Origin of the sequence: Intrasporangium calvum, from assembly GCF_028446585.1 — a bacterium.
In the GTDB taxonomy this organism is placed as follows: Bacteria; Actinomycetota; Actinomycetes; order Actinomycetales; family Dermatophilaceae; genus Intrasporangium; species Intrasporangium calvum_A.
Genome location: NZ_JAPFQL010000014.1, coordinates 32086 through 42521, shown reverse-complemented (window position 1 = coordinate 42521; position 10436 = coordinate 32086). Strand labels below are relative to the sequence as shown.

General features: G+C 71.3%; 12 protein-coding genes and 1 pseudogene. 8 read left to right on the top strand and 5 right to left on the bottom strand.

Going from position 1 to position 10436, the window contains the following annotated elements; translation table 11 throughout:
- Both OO014_RS05255 and OO014_RS05250 read left to right on the top strand, forming a co-directional pair.
- Positions 1-369: pseudogene (locus tag OO014_RS05255) on the top strand (transporter); the annotation flags it as partial.
- Between the two features lie 29 nt (positions 370-398).
- On the top strand, positions 399-941 hold the full coding sequence (locus OO014_RS05250; RefSeq protein WP_272461229.1) for a DUF1992 domain-containing protein: 543 nt from the start codon (positions 399-401) through the stop codon (positions 939-941).
- Here the strand turns inward: OO014_RS05250 and OO014_RS05245 are convergent.
- A complete protein-coding gene (locus OO014_RS05245; protein ID WP_420485477.1) occupies positions 901-1713 on the bottom strand; it encodes an HAD-IIA family hydrolase in 813 nt (270 codons plus the stop codon). The genes OO014_RS05250 and OO014_RS05245 overlap by 41 nt on opposite strands.
- Before the next feature lie 71 nt (positions 1714-1784).
- On the opposite strand from OO014_RS05245, the gene OO014_RS05240 reads away from it, so the two are divergent.
- Complete coding sequence (locus tag OO014_RS05240; RefSeq protein WP_272461227.1) at positions 1785-2177, top strand: VOC family protein; 393 nt, start codon at positions 1785-1787, stop codon at positions 2175-2177.
- 176 nt (positions 2178-2353) lie between these two features.
- On the top strand, positions 2354-3298 hold the full coding sequence (locus OO014_RS05235) for an alpha/beta fold hydrolase (RefSeq protein WP_272461226.1): 945 nt from the start codon (positions 2354-2356) through the stop codon (positions 3296-3298).
- A 3-nt stretch (positions 3299-3301) separates the two neighbouring features.
- Here OO014_RS05235 and OO014_RS05230 read toward each other — a convergent pair whose 3' ends face one another.
- Positions 3302-3832, bottom strand: coding sequence for a flavodoxin/nitric oxide synthase (locus tag OO014_RS05230; protein WP_272461225.1), 531 nt, complete (start codon positions 3830-3832; stop codon positions 3302-3304).
- 158 nt (positions 3833-3990) lie between these two features.
- Between OO014_RS05230 and OO014_RS05225 the strand changes: the two genes are divergently transcribed.
- On the top strand, positions 3991-4608 hold the full coding sequence (locus tag OO014_RS05225; RefSeq protein WP_272461224.1) for a class I SAM-dependent methyltransferase: 618 nt from the start codon (positions 3991-3993) through the stop codon (positions 4606-4608).
- On the opposite strand, the gene OO014_RS05220 is transcribed toward OO014_RS05225, so the two are convergent.
- A complete protein-coding gene (locus tag OO014_RS05220; RefSeq protein ID WP_272461223.1) occupies positions 4595-5419 on the bottom strand; it encodes an alpha/beta hydrolase in 825 nt (274 codons plus the stop codon). The genes OO014_RS05225 and OO014_RS05220 overlap by 14 nt on opposite strands.
- Before the next feature lie 141 nt (positions 5420-5560).
- On the opposite strand from OO014_RS05220, the gene OO014_RS05215 reads away from it, so the two are divergent.
- Together OO014_RS05215 and OO014_RS05210 are read left to right on the top strand one after the other, a co-directional pair.
- Positions 5561-5821 (top strand): metal-sensitive transcriptional regulator, encoded by a 261-nt coding sequence (locus OO014_RS05215; RefSeq protein WP_272461222.1) that lies wholly within the window; start codon positions 5561-5563, stop codon positions 5819-5821.
- Positions 5822-5917: 96 nt separating this feature from the next.
- Positions 5918-6430 carry a hypothetical protein gene (locus OO014_RS05210; protein WP_272461221.1) on the top strand — a complete coding sequence of 171 codons (513 nt, stop codon included), beginning with the start codon at positions 5918-5920 and terminating at the stop codon, positions 6428-6430.
- A gap of 6 nt (positions 6431-6436) precedes the next feature.
- Here OO014_RS05210 and OO014_RS05205 read toward each other — a convergent pair whose 3' ends face one another.
- Positions 6437-7708 (bottom strand): SAM-dependent methyltransferase, encoded by a 1272-nt coding sequence (locus OO014_RS05205; protein ID WP_272461220.1) that lies wholly within the window; start codon positions 7706-7708, stop codon positions 6437-6439.
- Entirely contained in the window at positions 7705-9171 is a 1467-nt protein-coding gene (locus tag OO014_RS05200; RefSeq protein WP_272461219.1) for an FAD-binding oxidoreductase, read from the bottom strand. The genes OO014_RS05205 and OO014_RS05200 overlap by 4 nt, the downstream gene beginning before the upstream one ends.
- 170 nt (positions 9172-9341) lie before the next feature.
- On the opposite strand from OO014_RS05200, the gene OO014_RS05195 reads away from it, so the two are divergent.
- Complete coding sequence (locus tag OO014_RS05195) at positions 9342-10436, top strand: MinD/ParA family ATP-binding protein (RefSeq protein WP_272461218.1); 1095 nt, start codon at positions 9342-9344, stop codon at positions 10434-10436.

Genomic DNA, 10436 nt, shown 5'->3' with positions numbered 1-10436 from the left:
GCACCACTGGTGGCGGCCGGTCCGGCCGCCACCCCCAACGGCAATGGCCACCACCGCGAAGGAGCTCTGTCGATGGCCTTCCAGATCCCACCCTCCCGCAAGGGCCTGCCCGAGAACCGTTTTGACTTCACCCTCGACGGGACGACGGTCAACGACCTGCCCCTGCTGCCCTACGCGCCGCTCGTCGCCGTCGAGGCCTTCCACCAGGGCGAGGCGCTCGAGGCGGTCCTCGCCGCCTGTGACACCGATGAGGCCCGTGAGGTCATCCGACGGCTGGACGCCGACCAGTTCCGGGCCTTCGTCGAGGCGTGGGAGGTCGCCTCGGCGGGCCGCGTCGACCGGCTGACGTCTCCCGAGCCTGCGGGGTGAGCACGATGCCGCCGCGTTAGCGTGGCAGCATGTCGCAGCCGCCGCACTACGAGAGTGCCGTCGAGAAGGCGATCCGCGAGGCCCAGGAGCGCGGGGACTTCGACAACCTGCCCGGCGCGGGCAAGCCCCTCGACCTGAGCGACTCCGGCGACCCCGACTGGTGGATCAAGCGCTACGCGGCCCGCGAGAACCTCGACCTCGGCGGGGCCCTGCCCGGAGCGCTCGCCCTGCGCAAGGAGGCGGCCGGCTACCCCGACTCGCTCGTCGACGTCCGCAGTGAGCAGAACGTCCGCGAGATCATCGAGGACTACAACCGGCGGGTGCTGGCCGACCGCCTCCGGCCCGCCGTCGGGAACCTCCCCCCGCTGCTGGCCAAGACCCTCGACGTCGACGAGATGGTCGAGGGGTGGCGCGCCCTACGCGCCGAGGCGCAGGCGCGCAGTGACGCCGCCGCTGCCGCTGCCGCTGCCGCCGCGGCTGCAACGTCGGAGGCGGCGCCGCAGCCCCCCGCCGCGTGGTGGTGGCGGCGGCTCAGTGGGTGGCCGGCTTCCCGTGGTCGACGAAGCGGATGAGGTCGGCGACGGAATCGACGATCCGGCTCGGCCGGTAGGGGAACGTCTCGACCTGCTCGCGGCGCGTCGACCCGGTGAGGACGAGGACGGTGCGCAGGCCGGCCTCGAGCCCGGAGATGATGTCGGTGTCCATCCGGTCGCCGACCATGATCGTGGTCTCGGAGTGGGCGTCGAGGCGGTTGAGCGCGCTGCGCATCATGAGCGGGTTCGGCTTGCCGACGTAGTAGGGCTGGCGGCCCGTGGCGGTGGAGATGAGCGCAGCGACCGACCCGGTCGCCGGCAGCGTGCCGAAGGGGCTCGGCCCGCTCGGGTCGGGGTTGGTCGCGATGAACCGGGCGCCCTTCTCGATGAGCCGGATCGCCCTGGTGATCGACTCGAAGGAGTAGGTCCGCGTCTCCCCGAGCACGACGTAGTCCGGGTCGCGCTCGGTCATGACGAAGCCGATGTCGTGCATCGCCGTCAGCAGCCCCGCCTCCCCGACGACGTAGGCGCTGCCACCACCGCGCTGGTCGGCGAGGAACTGCGCCGTTGCCAGCGCCGACGTCCACAGGGCGTCCTCGGGCACGTCGATGCCGCTGGCGAGCAGTCGGGCGCGCAGGTCGCGGGGGGTGAAGATCGAGTTGTTCGTCAGGACGAGGAAGCGCTTGCCCGAGGCCTGCAGCGCCTGGACGAAATCGGCCGCCCCGGGGATCGCCTGCTCCTCGTGGACTAGCACGCCGTCCATGTCGGTCAGCCACGTCTCGACCGGTCGATGCTCGCTCATGGCGGCCATTCTCCTCGACCGCCCCCGCGGGATCACGACTACCGTTGGCCGCAGGTCCGCGACGACGAAGGGCAGACGCGATGCACGAGGGCACCAACCGGTCGGGACTCGTCCAGGTCGCCCAGCGGGCCGAGGACCTGGCTCGGGCCTCGGGCTTCTATGCGGACCTCCTCGGCGCCGGTCCCGTGGCGACGTTCGACCCGCCCGGGCTCGTCTTCTTCGACCTGGGTGGCGTGCGCCTGCTCCTCGACCGGGGTGCGCCGAGCGCCCTCATCTACCTGCCGGTCGACGACATCGACGCGACCGTGGAGCGGCTCCGCGGCTCGGGCGTCCACGTCGAGACGGAGCCCCATGTCATCTTCGGGCACGACGACGACACGCTGGGGCCGGCCGGGACCGACGAGTGGATGGCCTTCGTCAAGGACTCCGAGGGCAACCTCGTCGGCCTCGTCGAGCAGCGGCTCCGACCCTGAGGCGCTCGGAGACTGCGCCGCCGAGGCTGTCGATCAAGACATACCCGCTCAGCCTGCTCACGCCGATTGAGCAGCCGCCCCCGACCTCGACCTCGGGCGGGTCATGGCCGAGATCGAGCGGGCCCACGAGAGACGCCGGCGGGCCGAGCTGCGGACGCCGGGCTAGATTTGCCGTCATGACCGCACTGCACGCCGAGGCGCCGACCGGGCTCGCCGAGCCGTGGGGCGGTGCGAGCCGGGTCGTGGACCTGGGCGGGCCGGTGCACTGGGTCGACTTCGCCGCGCCGGATGCCGCTGGGCCCGCTCCCGCTGGGGCGCCGCTCGTCCTCGTCCACGGTCTGGGCGGGTCGCACCTCAACTGGGTGCAGGTCGCGCCGGCGCTCGCCGAGGGCCGGCGGGTCGTGGCGCTCGACCTGCCGGGGTTTGGACTCACTCCGGCAGCCGGTCGCGACACCGGCGTCCGCGCCAATGCAGCCCTGCTCGGACGGTTCATCGACGAGGTGGTCGGTGAGCCGGCCGTGCTCGTCGGGAACTCGATGGGCGGGATGGTGTCGCTGCTGCTGGCCCATTCGCAGCCGGAGCGAGTCGTGGGGCTCGTGCTCGTCGACCCGTCGGTGCCGACCGGTCTCAGCACGCTCGACCGGATGGTCGCCGTGCAGTTCGGCCTCTACGCCACGCCGGTCGTCGGCGAGCAGTTCCTCGCGCGGATGCGCCAGCGCTACTCGACCCGACAACGGGTGGCGGGCACGATCCGGCTCTGTTTCGCCGACGCGGCTCGCGCCGATGCCGCGGTGCTCGAGGCCGGTGCCGCCCTCCTCGCCTACCGGGACAGCCTGCCACGGGCCGAGGCGGAGTTCCTCCGGGCGGCGCGGTCACTGCTGACGGTGCTGCGCCGGGGCCGGTCCTATGCCGACCTCATCCGCGCCGTCACCGCCCCGGTTCTGCTCATCCACGGGGAGGAGGACCGCCTCGTGGCGGTGGCCGCCGCGCGCAGGCTCGCGGCGGCCAACCCGCACTGGCAGACGGAATGGCTCGCCGGCGTCGGTCACACCCCGCAGCTCGAGGTGCCCGAGCGGTTCGTGGCCATCGTCGAGCCGTGGCTGGCGGCCCTTCCCCGCTGACGGTCAGCGCCCGGCTGGCGCGCCGGGTCGCAGGTCGGCGCGAGCGCCCAGCTCCTCGCCCCACGCCTCGGCGCGTTCGAGCTCGCCCTCGTTGAGCGGCCCGTCGGTGTCCGCCACCCAGAAGGTCTCGCCCTGCTCGGCGCGGCGGAAGCCGCGCGCCCGCAGAGCCTTCGCGGCCGACTTCGCGGCCGACCCCGGCATGAGCCGGACCTTGACGCGGGTGTCGAAGGTGAGGACCGGCAGCTCCGGGCGAGGCACGACGGCCTCGACCCACTCGCGGATCCCGAGCCGGACGTGCTCCTTCGCGCCCTTGGTCCTGGCATCCTGACGGGTCGACTCGCGGGTCATGCTGAAGGCATGGGTCGGTCCGCCGACAATGAGCAGGCTCACCTCCTCCGGGATGACGCCGGGTGCCTCGTCCGAGCGGACGAGGCTCGCGGCGTCCGGCTTGTCGCGCGTCAGTCCCCGCTTGATGGCCTCGGCAACGCCCTTGGTGTTGCCGAAGAGGGACTCGTGGATGATGAGCGCCTTCATGGGCCAACCCCCTTGGTTCTCCACCGGCCACGCTAGGACGCCCGCGCCCGCCCCGCGCCGGATCGTGACGCATCAGACGCACTGCCGGACCGGCAGGCGCCGCGGCCCACAATGGACGGGTCAGCGACACCCGAGAGACCTGCAGAGGAAGGCAAGAGATGGACGCCAAGGACTGGGACGAGCGGTACGACGCGACGGAGCTGGTCTGGTCGGCCGAGCCGAACCGGTTCGTCGAGGAGATCGTCCGGCCCCTGACGCCCGGCACGGCCATCGACATCGCTGCCGGTGAGGGCCGCAACGCGATCTGGCTCGTCCAGGAGGGGTGGACGGTGACGGCGGTCGACTTCTCCGGGGTGGCCGTGGAGCGGATGCGGGCCCGGGCTGAGGCGGTGCTCGGCGCGGAGGCGGGGCGGTTGACCCCGCTCGTCGGGGACGCCACGGTGCCCGCGCCAGGCGGCCCAGCGGCATACGACCTCGTGCTGTTCTGCTATCTCCAGCTGCCGGCTGCCGAGCTGAAGGCGGCCCTGCGCCACGGCGTCGAGGCGGCTCGTCCAGGTGGACGCGTCGTTGTCATCGGTCACGCCGGTCGCAACCTCACGGAGGGTTGGGGCGGGCCGAGCTCGCGCGACGTGCTCTACGACCCCGACGAGGTGGTGGACGCGGTCGACGGGCTGCCGGTGGTCGTGGAGCATGCGGACATCCGGGTCCGGCCGGTCGAGACCGACGAGGGACCACGCGAGGCTCTCGACACGGTCGTCGTGCTCAGGCGCGCCTAGGGGACCTGACGTTCGCGCGGATGAACTCGACGACGTCGTCCAGGACCTCGTCCTGGTTCGTCTCGTTGAAGATCTCGTGACGTGCGCCCGGGTAGGACTTCGCGGAGGCGTGGCGCCCGGCGAGGGACGCCCAGCCCGCCTTGGTGTCGGCCAGCGGCACGAGCTCGTCCGCTTCGCCGTGCAGCCAGAGGATGGGGTCGTCGACCGGGCCGGCCGCGGCGATCATCCGCAGGGCCTCCTGGATCGCCTCGAGGGTGCGGCGCTTGAAGGTTCCGTGCCAGACGAGCGGGTCGGCGACGTAGGCCTCGCCGACCGCGGGGTCCCGGCTGAGGGTGCTCGGGTCGATCGGCACGTCCGGGATCTCGTCCGCTGCGAGGAGGGCATCCGCGGCGCGCCACTGTCCGAGGACCGGCGCGGACAGCACGATGGCCCCCAGGCCATCGCCCCACCGCTGGGCGTAGCGCGCGGCGATGAGCCCGCCCATGGAGTGCCCGATGAGGACCACGGGGACGGTCGGGTGGTCCGTCCGCGCCAGCGACTCGAGGACGTGGACGTCCTCCTCGACCTCCTGGAAGCTGTCGATGAGGACGGGCTCCCCCTCGCTCTGCCCGTGCCCCACATGGTCGATGGCATAGACCGCGGCACCGTCACCGACGAGACGCGCGGCGACGTGCTCATAGCGGCCCGAGTGCTCTCCGTAGCCGTGGACGAGGATGACCACGTAGTCCGGCTCTCCCCGCGCGTCGTCGGCCCAGCGGCGGCCGACGACCTTCCCTGCATGGCCTTCGAACGACAGTTCGGTGGATTCCATGCCGCCACCTTGGCTCGCGGGGCGTCGACGTGGCAAGGGGGTCGTCCGTCACACTGGTCCCGAGCCGACCAGGTCAGATTGATACCCGCGGGGGTATCATGTGAGCCAAACTAGGCAAAATTTCAAACACAGGAGGCAGCCATGGAGCTCGACGTCGCTGAGATGCAGTCGGTGATCCGTCGTCTCAACCGGGCCCGTGGCCAGCTCGGTGGGATCGTCAAGATGATCGAGGAGGGCCGGGACTGCCGCGACATCGTCACGCAGCTGGCCGCCGTCTCGAAGGCCGTCGACCGCGCCGGTTTCGCCGTCATCGCGACCGGCCTCAAGGAGTGCATCACCAACCCCAACGGCGAGGAGATGGACATCAGCGACATGGAGAAGCTCTTCCTCTCGCTCGCCTGAGGGCAACGTCACACCGCAGCGTCGAGAAGTCGTCGCCGGGGGGTGGACGCACGTGCACGCGAGGACGACCATGGAAGGCACCCGGAGGAGGCCACCATGGATGCCAGTTCAGACACCACGATGTTCCCCGACGCGCAGGTTGCGACTGACTCGACGCCGAACGGCGAGTTCACCGAGCACATCGAGCGCGTGCGAGCCCACCGAGCGGAGCTGCGTGACGCGGTCCAGAGCGTCGACCGGGCACTCGAGTCCCCCATCGCGCAAGGCGGGGCCTGGCGCGAGCGGGTTCGGGCCGCGCTGACCGAGCTGGCCCACGACTTCGACGAACACATCACCATCACCGAGAGCCCCGGCGGGATCTACGACCGGGCCAAGCGCAGTGCCCCCCGGCTGAGCGGCGCGGTGAGCCGGCTGCTGACCGAGCACGAGGCCTTGCGCGACCAGATCCACGGTCACCTCGCCGCGCTCGAGCGCGACGGCCACGTGGCGGACCTGACCGCCCTGCGGGAGGAGCTGACGACGCTCGTCGGCCGGCTCATCCGGCACCGGCAGGCCGGCGGCGACCTCGTCTACGAGGCCTACAACGTCGACCTGGGCGGGATGGGCTGACGCCCCTCACGTGAAGGACGGCCGCAGCGGGTAGCCCGAGGCGCCCGCTGCGCTCGTGCGCGTCGCGAGAACCTGGTGCAGCTGCACGCCGTTGTCCTCGAAGCCGACTCGTGAACCGGCGAGGTAGAGACCCCACACCCGCGCCCGTCGCAGGCCGGCCAGGGCGACGCAGTCGTCCCAGTGCTTCGCCAGGTTGGCGCTCCAGGCGGCGAGCGTCAGGGCGTAGTGCTCGCGCAGGTTCTCGTGGTGCTTCACCTCGAGGCCTGCGTCCTCCATGACCTCGACGATGTGGCCCGAGCCGGTCAGCTCGCCGTCGGGGAAGACGTAGCGGTTGATGAAGCCACGCGTCGGCAGCCCGGGGTGCTTGTTGTCGGGGCGGGTGATGCAGTGGTTGAGCAGTCGACCCTCGTCCCTCAGGTGGTCGCGCAGGAAGCGGAAGTAGGCGGGATAGTTCTTCACCCCGATGTGCTCGGTCAGCCCGATCGAGCTGACGGCGTCAAAACCGCGCTCCGTCACGTCCCGGTAGTCGGCGTGTCGCACCTCGGCCCGTCCCTCCAGCCCGTCGCGCCGGATGGCCTCCCGGGCCCACGTGGCCTGCGCGAGGGACAGCGTGACGCCCAGCGCGGTCACGCCGTAGTGCTTGACGGCGTGCCGCACCATGCCGCCCCACCCGCAGCCGACGTCGAGCAGGCGCATGCCGGGCTCGAGACCGAGCTTGCGCGCGACGAGGTCGTACTTGGCGAACTGGGCGTCCTCGAGCGTCGTCTCGGGGGTCTCGAAGACGGCACACGTGTAGGTCATCGACGGGCCGAGGACGTGCTCGTAGAAGTCGTTGCCGACGTCGTAGTGGTGGCTGATCGCCTCGGCGTCCCGCTGCCGCCCGTGTCGCAGCCCCGAGGCGAGCCGCCGAAGCTGTCCGGGGGTCTCCTCGGGCGGGAGCTCAGGGACGGTGAGGCCCGTCGACCGGACCACGCCGACGAGGTCGCGCAGGTCACGCCAGGCCGGGAGCCTGGCACTGACGTCGACGCCCAGGTGCTTGAGGACCTCGTAGGGGTTGGCCTCGTCCATCCCGTCGATGCTCAGCTCGCCCTGGAGGTAGGCGCGGGCCGCACCGAGCTCGCCCGGTGCGGTCAGCAGGTAGCTGACGGCGCGGGGCGAGTGCAGTCGGATCGTCAGGCCGTCGTCGGGGCCGCCGGAGGAGCCGTCCCAGGCAACGACCCGCATGCCTGCATCCCGGCCGAGGATGCGCTCGAATGCCTCACCTACGGAGATCGTCATCGTGCCTGAACCGCCTTCTCGTAGAGGGTGGGGAAGCGTCCATGCGGGTCGTAGCGGCGTTTGGCGGCGGCGCTGGCCCCGCCGCCGTAGAGGCGCGCGAACGTCCCCTCGTCGTAGTACGCGTCGGAGTAGAGGGACTTGTGCCCGCCCAGCTCGGTGACCTTCGCCTCGATGGCCCGGTTGACGTCACCCTCGCGAGCGCCGGGCTGGATCTCGACGGAGGACCAGAACCCCACGTTGACGTAGGGCACGTCGGGGCGCAGCGGGTAGAGGGGCCAGGGCGGGCTCCCGGGGTCGGTCGGGTCTGCAGTCGTCGGCCGTATGCCGCTGGGCTCGGTCGCGCTCGCGCCCTTCCTGCGCAGCTGGATGGGGCACACCCAGATCGGGTCGATCGGCACGTGCTCGAGGAACCAGGTGAGGAAGTCGGCGGTCCGGTCGAGCGGGATCTCGACGTCCTGGATGACGCGCTCCCGGGGAGGCCGGCCCCTCCTGGCGTCGACGGCGGCCATCACTCCGTGTCGCTGCTCGAAGGCGACGATGCGCCAGTACACGTCGCTGCGCAGCTTGTCCTTGGGCCAGAGGCGGCGGATCGCCGGGTGCTGGGCCCCGAAGGCCGCGGAGCACCAGAACCAGTCGGTGTCCCAGCGCCACAGGTAGTCGCGCGCGGTGAGGACGTCGGTCCGGCGCTCCTGGATGGAGCGGTAGTAGATGTGCTCGCGGGTGTAGTCGCTCGGTCCGGGCTGCCCTTCGACGCGGTCGGACCAGCGACCGAGAGTCAGATAGGCCTCGCGCGCGCCGAACACCACACCGTCGACGAAGTCCACCCGGTGGCCGTCCCAGGCGCGGCTCGCGAGGACGCCTGCGACGGCTCTCGTCAGCGCCTCGACGGAGTCGAACCGGATGTGGCGGAGGGCGACGTAGGGCGAGGCCGGCTCGAGCTCGATGACGAGGTCGAGGACGTAGCCGAGAGAGCCGTAGGAGTTGGGGAAGGTCCGGAACAGCTGCGCGTGCTCGTTGTCCGCGGTCGCCGTGACCACCTCGCCGCGACCGTCCCCACCACCGGTCAGCACCCGCATCTCGAGAACCGACTCGTGGGGCAGCCCGTTGCGGAACGACGACGCCTCGATCCCCAGGCCGGTCACCGCCCCGCCGATCGTGATCGTGCGCAGTTGGGGCACGACGAGGGGCACGAGTCCGATTGGCAGCAGTCCGTCGACGAGCTCCTCGTAGGTCGTCAACCCTCCGACGCGCGCTGTCCGCGCCTCGCGGTCGATCTCGAAGACGCCGCGGAACGCGGAGAGGTCGAGGCCGGTCCGGACGCCGTTGCGGGCTGTCCCGTGGCGGAACAGGTTCGAGGTCCGCTTGGCCAGGCGCACCGGCCGATCGGGCGGCAGGGAGGCGAAGTCCCGGGCCGCTGCATCGATGGACTCGTTGATGCGATCGCCTGCCACGCGCGTCGGCATGATTCGAGTGAACCAAAGGTGGAGGGGGATTCCAACGGGGTTGACGCGCCGCCCGACAGCCCCGGCCAAGAAATCTGTCGACCCGGGTGCCCAGTTGTGCACGAGCACGGTTGAATTGGCCATGAAGCGCCGGGCTGTGCCCCCAGCCGGCCATGGATGAAGGGTCACCGATGGAACCCCACGCCCTCCACGACGATCACCCCGAGCCCAATGAGTCCACGGAGCCCACTCCGGTGGCAGAGGTCGTGCCGCTGCACCGGGCCACGGCCTCGGACTTCAGCGAGGCAGCGGTCCTGGGCCGGCGGGGACAGGCGGCCCGAACGGGGTGGCGGCACCTGCTGACCGACCTCTCTGGTGGTCGGCTCCGGCTGCCTCCGAGCCTGTCCGAGATGCGCCGCAACCAGCTGAACAACCGAGTGCGCACGCCGTTCGAGGGCACCCGCCGCATCGTCGTGATGAGCCGCAAGGGCGGTGTCGGCAAGACGACCGTCACGGTCGGCGTCGGCTCGACCTTCGCGTCGGTGCGGGGCGACCGGGTCGTCGCGGTTGACGCCAACCCCGACGCGGGCAACCTGGCGCACCGGATCGCGGGAGACTGCCAGCGCACCATCACCGACCTGCTCGCCGACTCCGGCCGGATCCGGTCCTTCGCCCACATGCGCGGCTACACGTCCCAGTGCACCGAGTCCCGCCTCGAGGTGCTCGCCTCGGACGACGACGCCCGCATCGCCCAGGCCCTCGACCGGGATGCCTACTGCCAGGTCGTGTCGTTGCTCGACCACTTCTACAACCTGATCATGCTCGACACCGGCACGGGCATCCTCGACAGCGCGAACCAGGGCCTGATCAATGAGGCTGACCAGCTCGTCCTCGTCGTGCGGCCCGCCCTCGACGGAGCCAAGGCGGGCGCCCAGACCCTCGACTGGCTCGAGGAGCACGGCCACGAGGAGCTCGTCGCATCAGCCGTCGTCGTCGTCAACGGCATCGAGCGGGAGAGCGACCCCATCGTCCAGTTCACCCGCAAGCACTTCGAGACGCGCTGCCGTCAGGTCACGACGGTGCCGTGGGACAAGGCGCTCGAGGCGGGCGGCCGCACCACCCTGTCCGGTCTCCAGCGGGGCACCCGGCGGGCCTTCCTCGACGTGGCCGCCGCCCTCGCGGACGGGTTCTCCGAGGAGCCCCTTGCCCAGGGCTCGCGTGAGTCGGCAACGCACGGCTTCCGCTTCGGGCCCCTGCCGACGGATGCCGCCGCCCCGGAGGAGTGA